Annotated in this window: 17 protein-coding genes; 9 read left to right on the top strand and 8 right to left on the bottom strand. The window is 43.9% G+C overall.

All coding sequences use genetic code 11. The features are described 5' to 3' along the window. Positions 1-38: 38 nt before the first annotated feature. The 7 genes from mraY to H8744_RS04365 form a co-directional block, all read right to left on the bottom strand. Positions 39-1,307 carry a phospho-N-acetylmuramoyl-pentapeptide-transferase gene (gene mraY, locus H8744_RS04395; protein WP_262433663.1) on the bottom strand — a complete coding sequence of 423 codons (1,269 nt, stop codon included), beginning with the start codon at positions 1,305-1,307 and terminating at the stop codon, positions 39-41. 7 nt (positions 1,308-1,314) lie between these two features. Then, positions 1,315-2,769, bottom strand: coding sequence for a UDP-N-acetylmuramoyl-L-alanyl-D-glutamate--2,6-diaminopimelate ligase (locus H8744_RS04390; RefSeq protein ID WP_262433662.1), 1,455 nt, complete (start codon positions 2,767-2,769; stop codon positions 1,315-1,317). Positions 2,770-2,820: 51 nt separating this feature from the next. Next, positions 2,821-4,923 (bottom strand): PASTA domain-containing penicillin-binding protein, encoded by a 2,103-nt coding sequence (locus H8744_RS04385; protein WP_262433661.1) that lies wholly within the window; start codon positions 4,921-4,923, stop codon positions 2,821-2,823. Positions 4,924-5,009: 86 nt separating this feature from the next. Then, on the bottom strand, positions 5,010-5,366 hold the full coding sequence (locus tag H8744_RS04380; protein ID WP_262433660.1) for an FtsL-like putative cell division protein: 357 nt from the start codon (positions 5,364-5,366) through the stop codon (positions 5,010-5,012). Positions 5,367-5,382: 16 nt separating this feature from the next. Next, complete coding sequence (gene rsmH, locus H8744_RS04375) at positions 5,383-6,312, bottom strand: 16S rRNA (cytosine(1402)-N(4))-methyltransferase RsmH (protein ID WP_262433659.1); 930 nt, start codon at positions 6,310-6,312, stop codon at positions 5,383-5,385. 105 nt (positions 6,313-6,417) lie between these two features. Beyond that, the gene (locus H8744_RS04370; protein ID WP_262433658.1) at positions 6,418-6,915 is read right to left on the bottom strand and encodes an HU family DNA-binding protein; all 498 of its coding nucleotides are present in this window, start codon (positions 6,913-6,915) and stop codon (positions 6,418-6,420) included. A 564-nt stretch (positions 6,916-7,479) separates the two neighbouring features. Continuing rightward, positions 7,480-7,983: an RNA polymerase sigma factor gene (locus H8744_RS04365; RefSeq protein ID WP_262433657.1), complete on the bottom strand. Its 504-nt coding sequence runs from the start codon at positions 7,981-7,983 to the stop codon at positions 7,480-7,482. A 261-nt stretch (positions 7,984-8,244) separates the two neighbouring features. Between H8744_RS04365 and glsA the strand changes: the two genes are divergently transcribed. Both glsA and glsB read left to right on the top strand, forming a co-directional pair. After that, positions 8,245-9,063, top strand: a complete 819-nt coding sequence (gene glsA, locus H8744_RS04360; RefSeq protein ID WP_262433656.1) for a lyso-glycine lipid O-acyltransferase GlsA — start codon at positions 8,245-8,247, stop codon at positions 9,061-9,063. A 32-nt stretch (positions 9,064-9,095) separates the two neighbouring features. After that, entirely contained in the window at positions 9,096-10,094 is a 999-nt protein-coding gene (gene glsB / locus H8744_RS04355; protein WP_262433655.1) for a glycine N(alpha)-acyltransferase GlsB, read from the top strand. Here glsB and H8744_RS04350 read toward each other — a convergent pair. Next, entirely contained in the window at positions 10,066-11,391 is a 1,326-nt protein-coding gene (locus H8744_RS04350) for a deoxyguanosinetriphosphate triphosphohydrolase (protein WP_305067338.1), read from the bottom strand. The genes glsB and H8744_RS04350 overlap by 29 nt on opposite strands. Before the next feature lie 140 nt (positions 11,392-11,531). On the opposite strand from H8744_RS04350, the gene dut reads away from it, so the two are divergent. From dut to H8744_RS04315, 7 genes are all read left to right on the top strand, one after another. Beyond that, the gene (gene dut, locus H8744_RS04345) at positions 11,532-11,963 is read left to right on the top strand and encodes a dUTP diphosphatase (protein WP_262433653.1); all 432 of its coding nucleotides are present in this window, start codon (positions 11,532-11,534) and stop codon (positions 11,961-11,963) included. A 36-nt stretch (positions 11,964-11,999) separates the two neighbouring features. Then, on the top strand, positions 12,000-13,751 hold the full coding sequence (locus H8744_RS04340; protein ID WP_262433652.1) for a tetratricopeptide repeat protein: 1,752 nt from the start codon (positions 12,000-12,002) through the stop codon (positions 13,749-13,751). Beyond that, the gene (lolB1, locus tag H8744_RS04335) at positions 13,748-14,308 is read left to right on the top strand and encodes a lipoprotein insertase outer membrane protein LolB1 (protein ID WP_262433651.1); all 561 of its coding nucleotides are present in this window, start codon (positions 13,748-13,750) and stop codon (positions 14,306-14,308) included. The genes H8744_RS04340 and lolB1 overlap by 4 nt, the downstream gene beginning before the upstream one ends. Then, on the top strand, positions 14,305-15,612 hold the full coding sequence (locus tag H8744_RS04330) for a murein hydrolase activator EnvC family protein (RefSeq protein ID WP_262433650.1): 1,308 nt from the start codon (positions 14,305-14,307) through the stop codon (positions 15,610-15,612). The genes lolB1 and H8744_RS04330 overlap by 4 nt, the downstream gene beginning before the upstream one ends. A gap of 59 nt (positions 15,613-15,671) precedes the next feature. Continuing rightward, a complete protein-coding gene (locus H8744_RS04325) occupies positions 15,672-19,670 on the top strand; it encodes a hybrid sensor histidine kinase/response regulator transcription factor (protein ID WP_262433649.1) in 3,999 nt (1,332 codons plus the stop codon). A 913-nt stretch (positions 19,671-20,583) separates the two neighbouring features. Then, the gene (locus H8744_RS04320; RefSeq protein ID WP_262433648.1) at positions 20,584-23,094 is read left to right on the top strand and encodes a glutaminase domain-containing protein; all 2,511 of its coding nucleotides are present in this window, start codon (positions 20,584-20,586) and stop codon (positions 23,092-23,094) included. 20 nt (positions 23,095-23,114) lie between these two features. Then, positions 23,115-24,689, top strand: coding sequence for an arylsulfatase (locus H8744_RS04315; RefSeq protein WP_262433647.1), 1,575 nt, complete (start codon positions 23,115-23,117; stop codon positions 24,687-24,689). The last annotated feature ends 2 nt before the right edge of the window (positions 24,690-24,691 follow it).

Genomic DNA, 24,691 nt, shown 5'->3' with positions numbered 1-24,691 from the left:
GGGCACTTGTAGCATGTAGCCCGCAACCGGTCGCTCGTTTATCTTATCTTTAATGTTATGATCGTTATAGCTGCCAGTACGATGGTCACAATCCAGAAGCGAACGGTGATCTTCGATTCGTGGAACAATTGTTCGGGCTTCGTAAACTTCACGCTGCATCCCGGTTCGATCATGTTCATGGAAGTCCGGAAATGGTCATGGATGGGGGCCCGTTTGAAGAGGCGTTGTTTGACCCCTCTCCGTTTTCCGGCTTTGTAATAGAACCGTTGAAGGAGGACAGACAAATTCTCTACCAGAAATACACCGCAAAGGATCGGGATCAGCAACTCTTTGTGAATGATGATGGCGAATACTGCTATGATACCGCCAATGGTGAGGCTGCCCGTATCTCCCATGAATACCTGTGCCGGATAGGCGTTGTACCAAAGGAAACCGATGAGCGCACCGATGAAAGCACAAATGTAAATTACCAGTTCTTCCGATCCGGGGATGTACATGATGTTCAGGTATTGCGCAAACTCCATGTGGCTGGACACGTATGCCAGTATTCCCAAGGTCAGTCCGATGATGGCGGAGTTCCCCGCTGCCATGCCGTCCATACCGTCATTCAGGTTTGCTCCGTTCGATACAGCGGTAACAACGAAGATGGTGATAATGACAAACAGTATCCATCCTGCCGTTTGGGCATGTTCGCCCATGAAGCTTACAAGGTCGGCATAGTCAAGGTTATTACTTTTAAAGAACGGGATGGTGGTCTGGGTGGATTTCAAATCGTTCGTACCGTGAATCACCTCCATCTCTTCTCCGGGCTTCAACACTTCGATGTTTTCGCGGATCACGACATCAGGGCTCAGATAGAGAGTCAACCCTACGATCAGTCCCAATCCCACTTGACCGATGATCTTGAATTTACCGTGGAGACCTTCCTTGTCTTTTTTGAATATCTTGATATAATCGTCTAAAAAACCGAGTGTTCCGAGCCATACGGTCGTAATCAGCATCAGGAGCATGTAGACGTTGTTCAGTTTACCCAACAATAAACAAGGTATCAGGATTGCAACTATGATGATGATACCTCCCATGCTGGGCACACCCACTTTGTTTACACCGAATGGGTCAATCTTGGCATCCCGTTGCGTTTCCGTAATCTGTTTCTTCTTCAGCATATGGATGAACCTGTCACCCCATATGCTTGAAATAAGCAATGCCAGGATGATAGCCATCAATGCCCTGAAAGATGTATATCCAAACATTCCCGCACCGGGGAAGTTTAGTTTATGTAGCCATTCAAATAGATAATATAACATGAATTTTTTACTCCTCGCTAAACAACTGTTTTAATATTTCCTTATCATCAAAATGATGTTTCACTCCTTTTATTTCCTGATAATTCTCGTGACCTTTTCCGGCTACGAGGATTACATCTCCTTTTTCCGCCAGCATACAGGCGGTACGGATGGCCTCCTTGCGGTCGGTGATGCTGATTGTTTTTTTCCTGTCTTCGGCATCGAGACCTGCCAGCATGTCGTTGATGATATCTTGTGGCTCTTCGAAACGGGGATTGTCCGAGGTGATGATGACGCGGTCGCTTGCGTTGGCTGCTTCCTTGGCCATGATAGGACGTTTTCCTTTATCGCGGTTACCACCGGCACCGACTACGGTGATCACTTTTCCTTTTCTTTCGAGTACACCGTGGATGGCATTGAGTACGTTGACCAATGCATCCGGGGTGTGTGCATAATCTACGATGGCTGTAAAACCTTTCGGGGAACGTATTGCGTCAAAACGTCCGGCTACCGGATGCAGGGTGCTGAGGGCAACTAATACGTCTTCTTCCTTCTTGCCGAGCAATACAGCGGCACCGAATACAGCCAGCAGGTTAGAGGCGTTGAACTTGCCGATGAATTGTACGGCTAGCTCGTGGTTGTTGAAGTCCAATAACATCCCCTCGAAATGGGATTCCAGTATACGGCCTTTAAAGTCACTCAAACTTCTTAATGAATAGGTATATACGCGCGAACGGGTGTTCTGGGTCATTACCAAACCGTTCTTATCGTCCAGGTTGGTCAGGCTGAATGCATTCTTGGGCATATCGTCGAAGAACTTCTTCTTGGCTTTCAGGTAGTTCTCCACCGTTTTATGATAATCCAGATGATCGCGCGTCAGGTTGGTGAATATGCCACCTGCGAACTTTAACCCGCTGATTCGTTTCTGTGCGATGGAGTGGGAACTAACTTCCATGAAGACATATTTGCAGCCTTCGTCTGCCATTCTGCCTAACAAGCGATTCAGCGTGATAGGATCGGGAGTGGTGTGTTCGGTCGGGATAGCTTCATCGTCGATATAATTGCATACAGTGGAAAGAAGTCCTACTTTATAACCGAAATAGCGGAATGTATTATATAATAAGGTGGCGATTGTCGTTTTACCGTTTGTTCCGGTTACGCCTACCAGTTCTATCTTAGAAGTGGGATCGCCATAGAAATGGGTGGCAATCTTTCCGGTAGCATCTTCGCTATCCTTCACCTGAATGTAGGTGATTCCTTCGGCCGGTTGCTCCGGCATGTCCTCGCAAAGTACGGCAACGGCACCTTTTCCGATGGCAGCCGGGATGTATGTATGTCCGTCTGTCTGCGTACCGCGCATTGCCATGAATAAATGACCGGTTTCCACTTGTCTGGAGTCAATGTTGACTCCGGTTATTTCTATGTCCGAAGCTCCGACAACTTGTATCGGTTGAATAGCTTTTAATAATTCGCTTAACTTCATCTTTCTTACTTATTTGTTTAGTTGCCATCCGGCCCCTTCATTTTTCATTCTTTATTTTTCACTTAATACCAAGTGGATCGTCTGCCCTTTCTTTATCCTTGTCCCGTTGGCTATCGACTGGCTTTTAACTTTACCTACGCCCGTCAGGTGTACTTTTATCCCTTTGCTTTCGAGTAGGTAAACGGCATCTTTCGCACCCATACCGATAACGCTTGGTACAAAATCACGCATCAGATCCCTGCTTTCAAGGATCACGCTTTTCGGTGCCGCATGCGCGCTGCCCCATATCTCCTTGCCTTTGCTGGTGAACTTCGGTTGATTGGCAATATTCAATTCATCCAAGACTCGTTTGGTATCATTCATTTCTCCCGCTTTCACGCTGGGGATCACCACGCTGTTGGTATCTACCGCATTTGCCATTGGCAGACGGAGATCTTTGGCGTATACTCTTTCTGCAATTTTGCCAAACACACTTCCCGCCATTAAGCCTCCGGAAGCGGGAAGTCCCGGTTTCTGGATGGAGACAATGCAACTGTATTTGGGAGCTTCCGAAGGGAAATATCCGCAGAAGCTGACCAGATAATTGGTTCGTCCGGTTTTGTAGCCTGCGGCTCCTTGGGAGATCTGTGCCGTACCCGTTTTTCCGGATACCGAGAACTGTTTGCTTCCAGCGGGCTTGGCTAATCCCTGGTGAACCACTTTATAAAGAATCTCATGGATTTGCTGCAAAGTACGATCCGAACATATCTTCGGATTAATCACCTCTGTTGGAAACTCTTCAACGATTTCTCCGTCCTTCATAGCTGCTTTTACGAACTTGGGGCGTACCATGACCCCGTTGTTGGCAATGGCGTTATAGAATGTCAGGATATTCATTGGAGGCACTTGGGTTTCGTATCCGATGCTCATCCAAGGGAGGGTAGTCTTCGCAAAATAACGTTCTTTAGGGCCTTTGATGTTCGGTTTTCCCTCTCCGGCTATCTGTAGATGCAGTGGTTGGTCGATACTCATACGTTTCAGCCCGTCGACAAACTTCTGGGGGTTACTGTGATAGAACTGGTCGATGATGCTGGATGTACCCACGTTGGACGAAACTTCCAAAATCCGGGTCACGTTGATTCTTCCGTATCCACCGCGATACCAGTTATGGTCTTTCATCGGCCGGCCGTACATCATCTTAATACCGTTGCCTGTATCTACTTCATAATCCGGAGTGATGTATCCATCTTCCAGAGCCACCATGATAGAAGCTGTTTTGAAGGTCGATCCCGGTTCGAGCATATCGCTGATGGCATTGTTGCGCATCTCGTAATATCCTCCGTCTACACCCTTCATCATGTTGACGATGGCTTTTACCTCTCCGGTCGCTACTTCCATGAGTACGGCTACGCCTACGGTGGCATTTATTTCTTGCAGTTTGTCCACGAGTGCTTTCTCGCAGATGTCCTGCATACCTACATCGATTGTGGAGATAAGGTCGCATCCGTCCACCGGAGGAATGTCAACGATATTTAGGTATTTGTTCATCACTTTCTGGCGGTGCGTGATTCCGTCCCTTCCTTTCAGTAATGTGTCGAATGCGAGTTCGATGCCATTCTTTGCACCTTGTGCTGTGTCAGCATACAAATCGCCCAGCGTACGGGCTGCCAGTGAACCGAACGGTTTCTTCCGTTGGTTGTAAGCTAGTTCATGGAAGCCGCCTTTGTATTTGTTCATATTGAATACCGGCAACCGTTTGGCTTCTTTATATTGGATGTAAGAGATACGCTTTGGGTAAATGAGGTAATTCCTGCTTCCTTTTTTCATCCCTTTTTGAAGATGGGCTTTGAATTCAGCGGCACTTTTATCGGGGAATATCTGATGCAGCCCTTCGCAGATTTCGTTCATATGTTTTTTTAGCGAGTCGATCTTTGCCGGGGCACCGGCTTTGAAGTCCATGTAGATGCGGTATTCGGGAAGGGAACTTGCCATCAGCTTGCCATCGGCGGAGATGATGTTCCCCCGGTTGGGCTTTACCGTGACATTCTCTTTGACGAACCGGTCGGCGACATCCTGCCAGTATTGCCGTTCGGCAAACATCGTGATGCCTGCCTTGACAACAATAGCTACTCCTATCAGCCCCATCAGGAGGATGACGAAGAAGTAACGGGTCATTATATTTTTCTTATTAACTGCCACTATTGGTTTTCGAGTTACAAATTGCGAGAGTCTTTCTCTCTTTCATTTATCAATCTAAGTTTTCAATTCTCAATTAAATAAGGTGGATGGGTCGAAGTCTGCAAATCGCTCTCTTTGGTCGAGATATACTCTTCGATGCGCGATTGCCTGCTTTTCTCCATTAACTCCGAACTGCGTGTCAGTGCATCGTACTTAATGTCGATAAGTTCCTGTTTCAGCCGGTCTATCTCGATTTGTTGTTGCTGGCTGGCATAACGGTTGTGGATATAGAAGATGACAAACACCATAATAAGCACTATCAGGCGAGTCTGGCGGCGGAAAAAGTCCGTAGCCAGAATGTCACCTCCCAGTATGCTCTTGAATGAAGTTCTTTTCTTCTTCTTTCCTGCCTTATTTGTTTTTTCCTCTTCCTTCTCCATGCTCCCTTCACCCTTACTATTTCTCTTCTTTCTTTTCCGCAATCCTCAGTTTGGCACTTCGTGACCTCGGGTTGCGTTCGATTTCCTCTTCACTGGGAACAATTACTTTGTTATTTACCAGCTTGAAGGGCGTTTGCAGGTTCCCGAAGAAATCTTGGTTTGCCTTTCCTTCAACATTGCCGGTTTTCATAATGTTCTTGACCAAGCGGTCTTCCAGCGAGTGGTAAGTGATGACTACCAATCTGCCACCCGGCTTCAAGGCATCGGTTGCAGCAGTCAACATCTCTTTCAGAGCTTCCATCTCTTGGTTTACTTCGATACGAAGTGCTTGGAAGACTTTTGCCAGTTCTTTCTTTTCGCGTTCACGTCCGAAAAGCGGTTTGATGACCTCCAGGAACTCACCGATAGTTTTTATTGCACCATTAGCACGCGCCTTGACAATGACGGAGGCCAGCTTGCGGCTGTTCTTCAACTCACCGTACAGGTAGAAAAGATTGGCAAGCCGTTCCTCTTCATAAGTGTTTACGACATCGGCCGCTGTCAGTCCTGCCCGTTTGTTCATACGCATGTCCAATTCTCCGTCAAACCGGAAAGAGAATCCCCGCTCGCTATCGTCAAAGTGATGGGACGAAACTCCCAGATCCGCCAGTATGGCATCCACCTTTTCTATGTTGTGATAACGCAGAAAGTTGTGCAAATAGCGGAAATTGCTTCGGACGAACGTGAAATGCGGATCATTGACAATATTGCGCTCGGCATCTTCGTCTTGGTCGAATCCCAGCAAACGTCCGCCTTCGCCCAAACGTGAAAGTATCTCGCGCGAATGGCCTCCTCCTCCGAAAGTAACGTCTACATACGTCCCGTCCGGACGGATCATCATACCGTCCACACTCTCTTTTAGTAATACCGGTACATGATATGTCAAGTCTTCTTGTTCCTCCTTCATCTGTTTCACCTTATTATATAAGCAAGTGACGGCAAAAATACATATTTCCAAAGTAAAAAAGAACCTATCTGAAAGAAAATGCTGGATAAAGTTATCAACCGATTGTTAAATACTCTCCGTTTTTCTTTCGGCAGTCCTTCTTGTCGTCTTTTTGCTATTGTTCTCTTCTTCCTTTTTCTTTTTCTCCTGTGCTACCGTTTTTCTCTCTTCTTTCACTTGGAAGCTGAAAAAGCGGGTCATCCGTATCCTTTTCAGGAAGGTAGGGGCTGCTTTGAAGCAAACCCGTGATACACGCACTTTGTCTGCCGTGCAATCTTCCGGCTTTTCTACCGCTTCGCTTGTCACGGTCGGGTAGAAATTTCCCATACCGTCGATGCTGACAGTCCTGCCATCGCGCAAGTGATCGGCTATGATGTCCGATAGCTGGACTAATACCGACATGGCGTCTCCGTTCTGCAAAGAACTTCTTTCCGCAAGCTGGGCGGCAATCATCTTATTGTCCACCGGCCTTTTTTGTAAAGCTTTCGTCGTGGCATAATAACGTTCTTTGGGCTCTCCGTTCGTCTTGTCCACCTTCTTGGTTACTACGTAATGTATTGGCATATCTTTATTAATGTTAAGTATCAAGCTTTATAAGAGAAGAAAAACGGATTCCTATTCCGTATTCTATTCTTTTCATACTATCAAAACATCCGGATGTTTTAATAGAGAACATAGGGATGTTTTATTAGAGAACATCCGGAAGTTTTGATATAAAACATGGGGATGTTTTTGCTTAAAACGTGAGGCAAAGATATGCTAAACTTTAAAAAACTGCAAATGAAAAGTGCATAGTTCATTCATTAAATCGCCTAAGTTTTTGTGACAGAGATAAAGAAATGTTTTATTTTTGTATGTATGGGATAATTATGTTGGGCGGGATTGCATTAGCCACCTTGGCCATATCGCTAAGAAATGAATATTAGGAATCGGAGTGCCGGATTGAGTTTGGGAATTTAAAAGTGAAGTATAAATAGGGGGATGTTGGCTAATAAACTTATATAAGGGAATAAAAAATGGAGCAAGCAGAAATCACTTCCTTCTTGCTCCAATAATTAACACAACTAAAAATCTGCACTAAAATATTATATAGAAATCGACAAGTCAGTTTAGGTTATTTATTCTTGGTTATCTGAAATCTTTTAATTCTTCCTGTAATTTTTGGCGGGTGAAGAAGATACGGCTTTTCACTGTGCCAAGCGGAAGGTTCAGCTTCTCTGCTATTTCGCGGTATTTGAAACCGGAAACGTGCATAGAGAATGGAACTTTGTATTCTTTGGGCAAGGAGTTGACAATGCGATGCATCTCTTTCAGGTCGTAAGAACTTTCTGTGCTTTCAAAACCTGACTCCTGCGGGAGATTCAAATGGTAAAGATTGTCTGTCTGGTCAACAAATGTTTGGTCACGAACAACTTTTCTGTAGTTGTTGATAAAGATATTACGCATGATGGTATACATCCATCCTTTAAAATTTGTATCTGGCATATATTTTTCCTCATTATCTAATGCTTTTAATGAGGTTTCCTGCAACAAATCATTGGCTTCTTCACGGTCAGTTGTTAGTTTGTATGCAAAACGAAGTAGTTCTTCCTGAACACCTATTAAATCTTTTCTGAAGCTTAAACTTTTCATATACGTTGCTTTTTTAAGTTTTTGAATATATCGTTGTTTTTTTCGATGTTGCAAGTTTACGGCATTTTGTTCAAGTGGTAAGGGGTGAAATCGTCACGATTTAGGCTAAAAACTATCACTTGACAGTTTTTAGCCCTTTTTTGATAGATTTTAGGTGGTCTTTTGAGTGCTTAAGAAGGGCTATTCCTGTATTTTCTGCTAAATTATTGCGATTTATAGAAAAGTTCAATTAATTTTGCACAATCATTTTATCGAAAACGGATGACCGACGACTCTTTGTTTTTAATAGATATCGATAATATACTTCGGACAAAAGCTCCGAAGTATTATAAGTATATCCCGAAGTTCATCATATCCTATCTGAAAAAGATTGTGCATCAGGAGGAGATAAATGTCTTCCTGCGCGAATCAAAGGATCGGTTGGGTGTGGACTTTTTGGAAGCTTCGCTAGATTTCCTTGATGCTAAAGTCGAAGTGAAAGGTGCTGAGAACCTGCCTGAGGGCGGCCTCTACACGTTTGTTTCCAATCATCCGCTCGGTGGGCAAGATGGTGTTGCGTTAGGATATGTCCTGGGTAAACATTATAATGGGAAGGTGAAGTATTTGGTAAACGACCTTTTGATGAATTTGCGCGGTCTGGCTCCGTTGTGTATCCCTATTAATAAGACGGGTAAACAAGCGAAAGATTTTCCCAAGATGGTAGAGGCCGGTTTTAATTCGGACGATCAGTTGATTATGTTTCCTGCAGGACTGTGTTCTCGTCGTAACAATGGCGTGATCCGTGATTTAGAGTGGAAAAAAACTTTTATAGTAAAGAGTGTACAGGCCCATCGTGATATTGTTCCGGTACATTTTGGCGGACGCAATTCCGATTTCTTTTATAATCTGGCTAATATATGTAAGGTGTTGGGGATAAAGTTTAATATTGCCATGCTGTATCTTGCCGATGAGATGTTCAAAAACCGTCATAAAACATTCACTGTCACTTTTGGGAAGCCTATTCCCTGGCAGACCTTTGATAAATCTAAAACTCCGGTGCAATGGGCGCAGTACGTGAAAGATATTGTATATAAGTTGTAATAGAGAGAATAGAACAATACACTAACGAGGATATGGAAGAGATTATTGAACCAATAAGTAAAGAACTGATCAAAGCGGAGTTGACGGATGACAAGAGGCTGCGCATGACGAATAAAAGTAATAATCAAATTTATATTATTACTGCACAGGACTCTCCGAATGTGATGAAGGAGATCGGTCGTTTACGTGAAATAGCTTTTCGTGCTGCGGGTGGTGGAACTGGGCTTTCGATGGATATCGATGAATATGATGTTATGGAGAATCCCTACAAGCAGCTTATCGTATGGAATCCTGAAGCGGAGGAGATATTAGGGGGCTATCGCTATCTGTTAGGAACGGATGTACATTTCAACGAACAGGGGGCTCCTATTCTAGCTACTTCCCATATGTTCAACTTTTCGGAGAAGTTTGTGAAAGAGTACCTTCCTACAACGATTGAATTGGGACGTTCTTTTGTCACATTGGAATATCAGTCGACCCGTGCGGGCAGTAAAGGCTTGTTTGCTTTGGATAACTTGTGGGATGGTCTGGGCGCATTGACCGTGGTTATGCCCAATGTAAAGTATTTCTTTGGCAAGGTAACCATGTATCCCAGTTATCACCGGCAGGGGCGTGATATGATTCTTTACTTCTTGAAAAAGCATTTTGGAGACAAAGATGGGTTAATTACACCGATGAAACCGCTTGAAATGGAAACTGAGGAAGAAGAACTTGCTAAGATATTCTGTAAAGAATCATTTAAAGATGATTATAAAATATTGAATTGCGAGATTCGTAAATTAGGCTATAATATACCTCCTCTTGTCAATGCATATATGAGCCTGAGTCCTACCATGCGTATGTTTGGTACGGCTATTAATTATGAGTTCGGTGATGTTGAAGAGACCGGTATCTTGATAGCAGTAGATGAAATACTTGAAGAAAAGCGTATTCGTCATATTCAGACATTCATTGAAAGCCATCCGGATGAATGCAAGCTAACTTCGGGCGTAAACAAAGTGTTTACACCGCAGGAAGACTGTTGCCGTTGATTTTACGGTAAAGGTCGAGAGCAAAGACATCGGTCATTCCCGATATATAATCCAAAACCGCCTGTATCCTTTCATAGAGTGCAGGCGCTTTTATATTATATTGGCCGGATACTCTGTTGATGAGAAGTTGCGAATAAGCTTTGTCTGGTGAGGTGACAGCGTTGATCATTAGCTCGAGCAGCGTACTGATTACTTGGAAACCTGCCAGTTCGATGTCGAGTACATCCTTTGAACGATATATTTTAGTGAAGGAGACTTCGGAACAATGCTTGTAGGCTTGCGCAGGACGTTCGGATATCTTTTTAATAAGGGGGCTATCGAATTGCCCGGCCAGAATATTCGTTTCATTATCCAGAAACACTTGGATGCATTCTCTTATCAACAGCCCGATAACGGAAGAACGCAAATAAGCAATCTGCTCATTGATGTCACTGACGATATTGAAGGTCTTACGAATATGATCTTTTCGCTCGTCACTGAAGTACGATAATAATAGTTCTTTAGTCTCTTCCGTAGTCAGTATTTTCAATTTATGGGCATCTTCAATGTCCATCATCTGATAACAGATATCATCGGCAGCTTCTACCAGGTAAACCAGCGGGTGGCGGGAATACTTCAACGGTTGTTCATTGAGTTTGATGAGTCCTAATTCATCAGCGATACGCCTGAATCCATCTTCCTCGGTGGTGAAGAAGCCGAATTTGGACTTCTTGCCTGCAAGGCTTGACGAATAAGGGTATTTCACAATAGAAGCCAAGGTGGAGTAAGTCATGGCGAAGCCTCCTTTTCTTCTACCTTCGAATTGGTGAGTAAGTAGGCGGAAAGCATTGGCATTCCCTTCGAAATGTGTCAAATCGTCCCATTCCATCGGTGTCAGTTGCTCTTTGAGAAACTGTCCTTTGCCTTCCGAAAAAAAAGTGGAGATGGCTCTTTCTCCCGAATGACCGAACGGAGGATTACCTAAATCGTGTGCCAGGCAAGCAGCGGAAACAATCGAACCTATCTCCGGCAGGAATGAATCTTGCAATTCCGGTTGTCTGCGTAGAATAGCCTTGGAAACATCATTCCCCAAAGAACGACCTACACAAGATACTTCCAGACTGTGGGTAAGACGATTGTGAACGAAAATGCTCCCCGGCAACGGGAACACTTGTGTTTTGTTTTGCAAACGGCGGAACGGGGCTGAAAAGACAAGCCGGTCGTAATCTCTTTGAAATTCAGAACGGTTCTCTTGTCTTTCTTCGTGAAATTCTTCCATACCGAATCTTTTAGCTGAAATTAAGTTTCTCCAATCCATCGTTTTATTTGCAGTTTAATGGTTTACAATTTACATTCTGGGCTCCACAATGTAGTATTCGTACATTATTTAACTGCAAATGTACGGAAATTCGATACAAATTGTGTATTTTCGCCCTTTAAATAGTAAATGTGCTGAATATGAACGTAAAAGTTATCAATAAATCGAAGCATCCGCTTCCGGCTTATGCCACTGAACACTCCGCTGGAATGGACATCCGCGCTAATTTATCCGAACCTATGACATTGGCTCCCATGCAACGTTGCCTTGTGCCGACAGGGTTGTACATTGCACTTCCCAAAGGTTTTGAAGCGCAGATACGCCCGCGTAGCGGGTTGGCTTTGAAGAAGGGAATTACCGTTTTGAATTCTCCGGGGACGATTGATGCGGATTACCGTGGTGAAGTTTGCATTATTCTGATCAATCTTTCGACCGAACCTTTTGTCATTGAGGATGGAGAGCGTATAGCCCAAATGGTCATTGCCCGTCATGAACAAGCCGAATGGCAGGAAGTCGATGCGTTGGACGCAACCGAACGTGGTGCAGGAGGCTTTGGACATACCGGAGTATAAATTTACGATTAATAAACTACAAATTACAAGGAACGGATGAAGATAAAAATAGGACTTCTTTTGATAGGAGTGCTGGTACTGAACTCTTGTGGTACGTTACGGCAGGAGAAAAAACAAGGCACTGTCGGGGTGCAAAGAGAAGCAAGGCTCTCTCCCGAACAGCAGCGAAAGTATGATTATTTCTTTCTTGAAGCTACCAAATTGAAAGCTAAAAAAGAATATGACGCTGCTTTTGACCTGTTACAGCATTGTCTGGCGATAGATCCTTCGGCACCTTCGGCCCTTTATGAAATATCACAGTATTATTTGTTTCTCAAGCAGATTCCCCAAGGACAGGCTGCTTTGGAAGCTGCTGTAGAAAATGAGCCGGATAATTATTGGTATAATCAGGCGTTGGTAGGGCTTTATCAGCAACAAAAGCAGAAAGATAAGGCTATTGGGCTTTTGGAGGCCATGTCCGTTCGCTTTCCTGAAAAGACTGAATCGCTGTTCTCTTTACTCGACCTTTACAACCAGGCAGAGGATTACGACAAGGTGATAACGACATTAAACCGGTTGGAAGATAAAATAGGCAAAAGCGAACAGCTTACCATGGAAAAGTTCCGTATTTATCTTCAAAAGAAAGATAATAAGAGCGCATTCCAAGAAATTGAAAGCTTGGTGAATGAGTATCCGCTGGATATGCGTTATCAAGTGGTTTTGGGAGATGTCTATATGCAGAACGGTAAGAAGCAGGAAGCTTTTGATACATACCAAAAGGTTTTGTCTACCGATCCGGACAATGTAATGGCGCGTCTCTCTCTTGCTTCTTATTATGATGAAATAGGCGAAAAGGAATTGTATAAGCTACAACTTGATTCACTTTTGCTGAATAAGAAAATACCGTCCGAAGCAAAACTTAATGTGATGCGCCAGGTCATAGCACAGAACGAACAGGCAGGAGCAGACAGCACACAAGTCATTACGATTTTTGACCGTATCCTGCAACAAGATCCGGATGATGATCAGATTCCGATGTTGTATTCACAGTATTTGTGGGCAAAGAATATGAAAGAATCTTCCGTTCCTGTTCTTGAAAGAGTGTTGCAAATCGATCCTACCAACAAAGCTGCACGTATGATGCTTCTTGAGATAGCGGTTCAAAAAGAGGACTTCGAGCAGGTCATCAAAATATGCGAACCCGGCGTGGAAGCTACACCTGATGCGTTGGAATTTTATTTCTATCTGGCCATAGCCTATAATCAGGCGGAGCGTGGAGATGACGTGCTTGCCCTCTCCAAAAAGGCGTTGGAACATGTTACTGCTGATACTAAGAAGGAAATAGTTGCTGATTTCTACACCATTATGGGCGATGCTTATCATACCAAGGGGATGATGGATGAAGCGTACAATGCATATGATTCGGCTTTGGTTTATAATCCGGTGAATATCGGTGCGCTGAACAACTACGCATATTATCTTTCCGTAGAAAAGCGAGACTTGGATAAGGCTGAGGAGATGAGCTATAAGACAGTGAAAGCCGAACCGAATAATGCTACTTATTTGGATACTTATGCATGGATTCTCTTTGTAAAAGGAAACTATGCAGAAGCCCGTATCTATATTGACAATGCGATGAAAGCAGATGGTGATAAGAGTGATGTCGTGGTGGAACATTGTGGAGACATTTACTACATGACGGGAGACGTGGACGGAGCTTTGAAATACTGGCAACAATCTTTGGATATGGGCAATCAGTCGAAAACACTAAAAGAAAAAATCAGGAAGAAGAAATATATTGCAGAATGAGAAAAGTTTTTTATTTGCTGATGGTACTGATGATGGCTTTAGCCGGGTGTAAGAGTTCGAAGACGGCTGTGTCGAATATCACTCCGGAAGCTCCGCGCTACTTGTCATCGAAGTTGCAACTCACCATTCCTTCAGGGGCAGGTAGCGTAACTGTCGGAGGTACGATGAAGCTGAAAGGTGGAGAACGTGTACAGCTTTCCATTTTAATGCCGCTTTTCCGAACTGAGATTGCCCGTTTGGAGGTGACTCCTGATGAAGTATTACTGATCGACCGGATGAGCAAACGGTATGTAAGGGCTTCTCGAAAAGAACTAAAAGATATGTTACCCGAAGAAGCTGAGTTCTCTAAGCTTGAAAAGTTGCTTACGGATGCTTCGAAGCCCGGAGGGAGATCGGAAGTAAGCGGGAAGGAATTGGGAATTCCATCTTTGGAAAAGGCTAAAATACGTCTGTATGATTTTTCTTCCGGGGAGTTTAACATGACTCCTACAGAAGTATCTTCCCGGTACACGCAAGTACCTCTTGAAGAATTATTAAATATGCTGACTAAGTTATGATGAGACGATTCTTTGTGTTTTGGGCATTTTTTCTTGTATTGGCTATTCCGGCTTCTGCACAAAGCAGTAAGTTGATTAAAGAACTGGAAAGCAAGCGCGGTGAGTTGCAGAAGCAGATTGCCGATACGGAGTCATTACTTAAAAATACAAAGAAAGATGTAGGCAGTCAATTGAACAGCCTGGCTTCCCTTACCGGACAGATAGAAGAGAGAAAACGCTATATATTGGCTATCAATAATGACGTGGATGCTCTCGAACGTGAGTTGGGAAAGCTTGAAAGGCAATTGCGAAGCTTGCAACGTGATTTGCTTGATAAAAAGAAGAAATATGAATCATCTGTCCAATACCTTTATCAGAACAAGTCGATAGAGGAGAAATTGATGTTTATCTTTTCGGCAAAAAATCTCGGTCAGACTTACCGCCGTATGCGTTATGTGCGTGAGTATGCCACCTATCAACGGCTTCAAGGGGAAGAGATCCTGAAGAAGCAAGAACAGGTTAAGAAAAAGAGGACAGAACTCCGACAGGTAAAAGCTGCTAAAGAAACTCTGTTGAAAGAACGGGAAGGTGAGAAGGCAAAGCTTGAAAGCCAGGAGAAGGTAAAACGGGAGATGGTAGCTTCTTTGCAGAAGAAGCAAAAAGGTTTGCAAAGTGAGATTAATAAGAAAAAGCGTGAAGCCAACCAACTCAATGCCCGTATCGATAAATTAATAGCCGAAGAGATAGAGAAAGCTCGTCGGCAGGCCGAGGAAGAAGCACGACGTGAAGCGGCAGCTCGTAAAAAGGCGGCTAAGGGAGAAAAATCAGAAGCTTCATCTGATAAAACAAAGAAAGAGAAAGCAGAACCATTGGAAGCCTATAGTATGAGCAAGGCAGACCGTGAATTGTCCGGCAACTTTGCCGGTAATCGTGGAAAGCTGCCAATGCCTATTTCCGGCCCTTATATTATAACAAGCCATTATGGACAATATGCCGTAGAAGGGTTGAGAAATGTGAAACTGGACAATAAGGGCATCGATATTCAAGGAAAGCCCGGAGCGCAGGCACGTGCGATCTTTGATGGTAAAGTGGCAGCAGTGTTTAAGCTGAACGGGCTGTTTAATATACTGGTTCGTCATGGTAATTATATATCAGTATATTGTAATCTGTCTTCCGCATCGGTAAAATCGGGAGATGTAGTCAAAACAAAGCAGCCCATGGGTGAAGTGTTCTCAGATGGAGCGGATAACGGGCGTACCGTACTCCACTTCCAATTGAGGAAAGAGAAAGAGAAGTTAAATCCGGAACCTTGGCTGAATAGATGATTTGTAAAGGAAGGCTTATTGCAGTCCTTATTATTACGTAAAACTGACAAACTGAATACATGAAACTAATCGCATTATTGACATTATTGATTATTGGCTTTTGGGAGCCTTTATCTGCATCTTCCAGTCTGTCTTTTAAAAGATATCAGGTGGAGGACGGACTATCACATAATACGGTATGGTGTGCCATGCAGGATAGTTACGGATTTATTTGGTTCGGTACGAGTGATGGGCTGAATTGTTATAACGGTCGTACCAATAAGGTTTACAGGAATGTCCTGAATGATAAGTATTCTCTTGAAAATAACTTTGTGCAAGCCTTGTTTGAAGAGGAGAATCGGAATATTTGGGTGGGTACCAACTGGGGACTTTATATTTATGATCGCAATCAAGATCGTTTCACCTATTTCAACAAGAAAACTAGTTATGGCGTTCTGATCAGTAGCGAGGTAAAGAAGATAATTAAAACCCAGAATGGATTGATCTGGATTGCTACGTTGGGGCAAGGATTGTTTATTTACGATCCCAAGACGGATGTGTTGACCCAAAACAGTCTTTATACTTCTTTTGTATGGGACATTTGCGAGACTGATTTACACCATGTATACGCTTCTTCCTTGCAGGACGGCCTCTTTTGTTTCGATGGAAACGGTCATTTTATGCAATCTCCTCCCGAATTGTCCGTCTTGAACAGTAGTCCGGGGAAAAATAAAATAAACTGTATTCAAAACGTGGGAGGTGTCGTCTGGATGGGGGCGGATAGTAATATTCTTTACAAATGGGATGAAGCAAGGGGACGATTAGAGAGTTTTACTGCCACTCCTTTAAGCTTAGGAGCATTACGTTGTATCGTGGATTATTCCGAGAACGAGTTGCTGATAGGAACCGATAATGGTTTGTATTTTTTCGATTGCGAGACATCCGTTTTCACTCGTGCTGATAACCCGAGTGATGGCGATTCATTGAGTGACCAGTTTGTGAACTCTATGTTGAAAGATGCCGAAGGTGGTCTTTGGGTAATGACCAATTTGGGTGGTATTAATTATGCCAGTAAACAAACCAAGTATTTTGAAGCATACCATTCTGTAAATCCCAATGATAAGGAAGATGCAGGGATTGTAGTGGGACCTTTTTGTGAAGATGTCTCCGGGAATATATGGATCGGAGCCAGAGACGGCTTGTACTTCTTCAACACCCACACACATCAACTGACGAAACATTCCTTGGGCAAATTGGGGAATAAGAAGTATGATATAAGAGCGTTGTTTTTGGATGGGAATAACTTGTGGATAGGTACTAATGGTGATGGATTGAAGATATATGATGTCAAGACCGGTGTGGTGAAAGAATATTATCATTCCCGTGATGTACTGAATACGATTTGTAGTAATGATGTACTCAGTATATACAAAGCGCATAACGGCATCATCTACGTCGGCACAAGTTGGGGGCTTTGCTGCTATGACCCGCAAGAGGATAACTTTTATGTGGTCAATGCCATAGGTACCATGATCTCTATTGTCGATATCGTGGAGGATATGTATGGCAATCTCTGGGTTGCCACATCGAATAGCGGTGTGTTCCGTTGCCAATTAAAGAATGGAGCTTGGAGTCATTTTGAACACAGGCGGGAAGATACTACGACCATCACGAATAATTATGTGATCACCCTGTTTGAAGACATGAAAGGGACTATGTGGTTTGGTACGAATGGCGGAGGACTTTGTTCTTTTGATTCGGAGAAGGGGATTTTTATTGATTTCGATCCGCATAATGTTTTGCTTCCCAGTAAAGTAATATATTCTATCGAACAGGATGAAGTCGGTGATTTCTGGTTATCCAGTAATGCCGGGCTGATAAAGATCAATCCGCTTTCGAAAGAACACTTCCGGCGGTTTACCGTCACGGACGGTCTTCAAGGGAATCAGTTTAATGCCCATTCTTCGTTAAAAGCCTCTGATGGCAAACTTTATTTTGGTGGCATCAATGGGTTCAATGCCTTTACACCGGAGCAGTTTACGGATAATCAATACATACCGCCGGTTTATATTACGGACATTCAACTGCCCTATACGACCGATGAAAATCTTGTGCATGACATTCTCCGTTTGGAGAAGCCGCTCTATGTTACTCCGGAGATAACTTTGCCCTACGAGTACAATAGTTTTGCGATTAGTTTTGCGGCATTAAGTTACGAAGATCCCGACAAGAACCGGTATTCTTATATGATGAGGGGTGTTGATAAAGAGTGGGTTGTGAATGCAAGGTCGACTACCGCTTCTTATACCAATCTACCTCCGGGACAATATGAGTTTGTGGTTCGTGGTTCGAACAATGACAGTAAATGGAATATGGAGGGAGCCACGATTCTGATTGTGATCACTCCTCCGTGGTGGCGCACACCTTGGGCTTATTTGGTTTATATTTTGCTTCTTCTCGGAGCTACTTATTATATTGCTTTCCGTTGGGATCGCTATGTCAAGTTGAGGTACAAACAGCGGATGGATGAATTCCGTGTTTCCAAAGAAAAAGAAATTTATGAGTCTAAGATCAGCTTCTTTATCAATCTGGTACATGAAATACGTACTCCGTTGAGCTTGATTCGCTTGCCGTTGGAGAAATTGATGGAAAGCTCTAAAGAAGTGGGGGAGAAGAAGTATCTGTCTGTCATCGATAAAAATGTAAACTATCTCTTGGGGATCACGACCCAGTTGCTCGATTTCCAGAAAATGGAAAGCGGGAGTTTACAGATCAGCAAGGCATCTTCGAATGTCAACCAATTGCTGGAAGAGGTTTACGAGCAGTTTACAGGAGCAGCGGAGATAAAGAACATATCTTTGGCCTTGAATATGCCTGAAGAGACCGTTTTCGCTTCGATCGACAGAGATAAGGTTCGTAAGATATTGGTTAACCTTGTAGGGAACGCCATTAAATTTGCAAAGGGACACATTGAACTGAAACTTTTATTAAATAATGACCGGTTTGAGATCAGGGTCAATGACGATGGCATGGGTGTGCCCGATTCGGAAAAACAAAGAATATTCGAAGCCTTTTATCAGGTGCAAGGAAAAAAGGAGTCTGCTACTGGAACAGGCATTGGACTGGCCTTTTCAAAATCGTTAGCGGAGGCTCACCAAGGTGAACTTCGCTTGGAAGATAGTGAGCAGGGCGGTTCTTCCTTTATATTGGTTCTTCCCGTAGGAGAAGTGACATCTGTAGAGAAAGATAGTAAGGTTCAGGAAGAAATATCGGATATTATTGTCGAAGAACCTGATGCTGCAACGGTTCATGCAACGGGTAAATTCACCATTTTGCTGGTAGAAGACAACATCGAACTGCTGAATATGACCAAAGATGCACTGAGTTCCAATTTCCATGTGTTGAAAGCCGAAAACGGACGGAAGGCCCTTGAGGTGCTTTCACATGAGAGCGTAGATGTGATCGTCAGTGATATAATGATGCCTGAAATGAACGGCCTCGAATTGACTAAAGAGGTGAAATCGAATATTGATTATTCCCATATTCCTGTCATATTGCTGACAGCCAAGACTACACTCGAGTCAAAGATCGAGGGATTCGAATGTGGTGCGGATGCCTATGTTGAGAAACCATTCTCTTCCAAGCAACTTCGGATGCAGATTGAAAACCTGTTAAAGCTACGACAGGCTTTCCATAAGTTGATGGCGGGGCTTTCGGGCACTACTCAGATCACTAACCCAACTTCCGAATTTACCCTTTCGCAGAAAGACTGTGAGTTCATTGCCCGTATACAGGAAGTCATCAATGAACAATTGTCTGATGAAGACTTCTCTATCGACAGTTTGGCTGAGACGGTGCATATGAGCCGGTCTAATTTCTATAGGAAGATAAAGGCCCTTTCCGGAATGGCTCCGAATGATTATTTGAAAACGATCCGGTTGAACCATGCTGCAGAACTGATTAAAGCGGGTGAGCGGATCTCGGAAGTATGTGAGCGGGTTGGCTTTACCTCTTCCTCTTATTTTGCTAAATGTTTTAAAGCTCAATTCGGAGTGCTTCCCAGAGAGTACAAAGGTTGATATGTCTTCATCGGGGATGCACCTTTGTCGGTAGAGGTCGAATCATTTGTTTGGTTGGAGGATAATCTAACCAATGGATTGCATGTTGATTTTTCTGCTTAAGGTGTAGCTTGCCGGATAATTGTTCCTAATAGGCTGATGTCGCAAAAAACAAAATTCTAAACTATTGATAACCAGTTTCTAATGATGTGGGTTTTACCTCGGTGATCAAGGACCTCCTCATCGGTGAGGAACCCCTCCTTCATCGGTGAGCAAGACCCTCTTCATCGGTGATCTCCAAGGTGTTCCCCGGTGTGGGAAAATATCTGTGTCTCTTGGAAGTACTTTGTGTAAAATATTATCTTATAATACTGTTGCAAAAGGCAGGTCAGTGTGTCTTCTTTCAGTGAATTCGCAGAGAGAGTTATGGGCATTCGCCAAATGAATGTTAGAGATAGGGCAGGATGGTGTCTTTTAATTTGAGATATGCAAAATATCACCGTAAGGAGGATGAAAGAAGAATTGGCCAGCCTTTAAAAAAATCTATTCATAAAATAGAAAAAACAGATCAATATCGTGTTTTAGCCATTTTGATAAGATTAAAGAGTAGTATTTGTTATTTATTGAACATCTTTTTTTGTGAAAGCTCGAAAGATACGGCTTAATTTGCCTTTGTCTTAAAAATACATGCTATGGGAAATATCTCATTTTATATAAATATAAATGTTCTTTCCATTTGAAAGATGCCTTTCATTTCCCGGGGCATGTCAGTTTTATGATTAGACAAGTGAATTGATTATTGGTTAGGTAAAAGGATTGTCACCGCAGTGGGTGACGGTATTGGTTTTTTGTTTTAAGGTAAAATCAAGATTGTTTGCAGGATTATTAAAAACACTGATGAGCAGTATTATATCGAATATTAACTTTTAAAATCATGAAGAAACTACTTACAATGGCTTTGTCGGTGAGTTTACTGTGCAATGCGCAGGCTTCCGATTTGTTTAAACCGGTAAAAGAGGTTGCTTTAAGAGCCCCATCCGTACCTTTGGTGATGGCAGACCCTTATTTGTCAATTTGGTCACCTTATGACAAGCTTACTGAAGGCAGTACGAAACACTGGACGAATGCGAGTAAACCTTTGGTTGGCGCCTTGCGCGTCGATGGCAAAGTATATCGCTTTATGGGAAAAGACAAGCAAAACCTCCAACCTATTGCTCCCATGACGGATGTAGAAGTATGGGAAGGAGCATTTACCCGGCAGACGCCTTCACAGGGATGGACGGAAATGGAATTTGACGATAGCAGCTGGAAACGTGGAAAAGCCGCATTCGGTACGCGCGATATGCCACGTATCCACACAGAGTGGAGAGATGACGATATTTGGGTACGGCGTGCCTTTAATATGGACAACCTTGATGCAGACGATAATATATATTTGATTTATTCACACGACGACGTATTTGAACTTTATTTAAATGGTGAAAAACTGGTAGGCACAGATTATAGCTGGAATAATGATGTACAACTGCAACTTACGGAAACAGCTAAAAAGAAACTACGTAATGGAAAAAATGTAATTGCCGCACACTGTCACAACACAACCGGAGGCGCATATCTTGATTTTGGTATTTACCGTGAAAAGAAACAAACAGCCAGTTTTACAACTGAGGCTATTCAGAAAAACGTAAGCGTACTCCCGACACAAACTTATTATACATTCTCATGTGGCCCGGTGGAACTGGATGTCGTGTTCACCGCACCGCAACTAATGGACGATCTCGATTTGATGTCCACTCCGATCAACTACATCTCTTATCAGGTACGTCCGATGGATAAGAAACAGCATGATGTGCAGTTCTATCTGGAAGCTACCCCCGAACTTGCCCTGAATGAACAGACACAACCTACCATTGCCCGTTCATTTACTCGCAACGGCTTAAGTTATGTGGAAGCAGGAACTATCGATCAGCCCATTTGCGATCGCAAAGGCGATGGTATCTGTATAGACTGGGGGTATGCGTATCTGGCTAGCGGAAATTCTACCGACCGTTCTCTCAGCTTAGGCGATTATTATGGGATGAAGGAGTCGTTTATTAATGAGGGCGATCTGTTGACCCCGCAAACCAAATGGATTACCCGTCAGGTTACCGATATGCCTGCTATGGCATATGCCCATGATTTGGGAGCCGTTTCCAAGGAAGGCAAAAGCGGATATGTAATGATCGGTTATGACGACATCTATTCTATTGAGTACATGTACGAAAAGCGGATGGCATATTGGAAACATGACGGTAAAGTGACCATTTTCGATGCTTTCGAAAAGGCAAAGGAGAACTACAATGCCGTTATGGAACGTTGCCGTGATTATGACGAGATGCTGATGAACGATGCCGAAAAAGCCGGAGGCAAGGAATATGCCGAACTTTGTGCATTGGCTTATCGCCAGGTCATCTCAGCTCACAAGCTATTTACGGATAAAGAAGGTAACCTGCTGTTCTTCTCCAAAGAAAATAATAGTAACGGTTGCATCAATACCGTCGACCTGACTTATCCTTCTGCTCCTCTGTTCTTGGTTTACAACCCCGATTTGCAGAAGGCGATGATGACCAGTATCTTCGAATACAGTGCAAGCGGACGTTGGAACAAACCTTTTGCCGCACACGACTTGGGTACCTATCCCATCGCTAACGGGCAGGTATACGGAGGCGACATGCCGATAGAAGAGAGTGGTAACATGGTAGTTCTTGCCGCTGCTATTTCAAAGATTGAAGGCAATGCCGATTATGCCAAGAAGTACTGGGATATCTTGACCATCTGGACAGACTATCTCGCAGAATACGGGCAAGATCCCGAAAACCAACTTTGTACCGATGATTTTGCCGGACATTGGGCGCACAATGCCAACTTGTCCATCAAAGCCATCATGGGTGTAGCCGGTTATAGCGAGATGGCTCGTATGCTGGGACTCGATGAAGTGGCCGACAAGTACGGGGCCATCGCTAAAAAGATGGCAGTCAAATGGGAGCAGATGGCGAATGAAGGTGATCACTATCGTCTCGCATTCGACCGCAAAGATACCTGGAGCCAGAAGTACAATATCATTTGGGATAAGATGTGGAATCTGAATCTCTTCCCTAATGACGTTATTTCTAAAGAAGTAGCTTATTATCTTACGAAACAGAATCCTTACGGTTTGCCTTTGGATTCGCGTAAAGAGTACACTAAGTCCGACTGGATCATGTGGTCGGCAGCACTTTCGCCCGATAAAGCTACGTTTGGGAAGTTTATCTCTCCTATCTATAAATACGCCAATGAAACGGTAACTCGTGTACCACTCAGTGACTGGCATCATACCGATAGCGGTAAGTTCGTAGGCTTCAAAGCCCGTTCTGTCGTTGGAGGATACTGGATGCAAGTGTTGATGAATAAGATGCATAAGAAATAAGATACTTTTTTTTAATGCTTATGGATGCAAATAAATGGTTAGTAAGCGCGGCATTGCCCCTGATTTCTCTGAACTGTATCGCTCAGCAAACGAAACAGCCCAATATCATCTTGATTGTTGCTGATGACTTGGGATATTCGGATTTGGGTTGTTACGGTGGAGAAATCCCGACCCCCCATCTGGATGAGTTAGCCAAACAAGGACTGCGTTATACGCAATTTTATAATGCCGGTCGTTCTTGCCCCTCGCGGGCAAGTATGATCACCGGCTTATATCCTCATCAAACAGGGATCGGAGCAATGACCGAAACACCGTGGGGACCCGATGACTGGGGTACGCCCGGCTATAAAGGCTATCTTAACCATAATTGTGTCACAATGGGCGAGGTTCTCAGGGAGGCGGGCTATCATACCTACCTGTCTGGTAAATGGCACCTCGGCATGCATGGACAAGAGAAATGGCCGTTGCAACGTGGCTTCGATCATTTCTACGGCATCTTGGCAGGTGCCTGTAGCTATCTGCGTCCCGAAGGCGGACGCGGACTGACAGAAGATAACACCCGCCTTCCGGCTCCTGAACAACCGTATTACAGTACGGACGCATTCACCGACCGTGCTATTGGATTCATAGATGATCGTCCGGCAGACGGTGCCCCGTATTTCCTCTTTTTGTCTTACAATGCTCCCCACTGGCCCTTGCAGGCAAAGCAGGAAGATATCGATAAATTTCTGGGGAAATATAAGAAAGGGTGGCGTGCTGTTCGCGAAGCTCGTTTGAAGCGAATGGTCAAGATGGGACTGGTCGACCCGAAATGGCGGCTTGCACAATGGGAAGCCAGAACTTGGGACGAACTGACTGAACAGGAGAAGAATGATATGGACATGAAAATGGCGGTTTATGCCGCACAGGTGCATTGCATGGACTATAATATCGGTCGTTTGATGAAACATCTGGAAGAGAAAGGCGAGATGGACAACACGATCATAGTCTTCCTTTCAGACAATGGAGCCTGTGCCGAACCCCATGTCGAAAAAGGTTCCGGAGGGGTAGACATGATCAATGATCCCTCTTCATCGGATAAACCCTCTTACGGGCTTCCTTGGGCACAAGTAAGCAATACGCCCTACCGCAAATACAAAGTGAGAGCCTATGAGGGTGGAACAGCGGCCCCGTTCATCGTTTCCTGGCCTGCCAGATATGCGCAGTATGGTGGAGAAATCCGCCATAACCGCATCTTCCTACCCGACCTTATGGCAACGTTTATCGATGCGGCTCATGCCACTTATCCCGAGACGTATCAAGGGAATACCATTTTTCCGCTTGAAGGAAAGACGCTCCTTCCTACCATCGAACAGCCCGATGCCGTGATCCATGATTATATATTCAGCGAGCATTTCGACAACTGTGCCGTGTGGTGGGAGAACTGGAAAGCGGTGAAAGACCAGGATTCAAACAAATGGGAACTCTACGACTTGACAGCCGACCGTACGGAACACGTAAACATGGCTCTCGAACGTCCGAAGATACTCAAGCAACTGGTTGCCGAATGGAACAAGTGGGCCGATTCGCATCAAGTATATCCGAAACACAAATAAAT

The organism is Jilunia laotingensis, from assembly GCF_014385165.1.
GTDB lineage: Bacteria > Bacteroidota > Bacteroidia > Bacteroidales > Bacteroidaceae > Bacteroides > Bacteroides laotingensis.
This window is presented reverse-complemented; position numbering and strand designations above follow the sequence as displayed.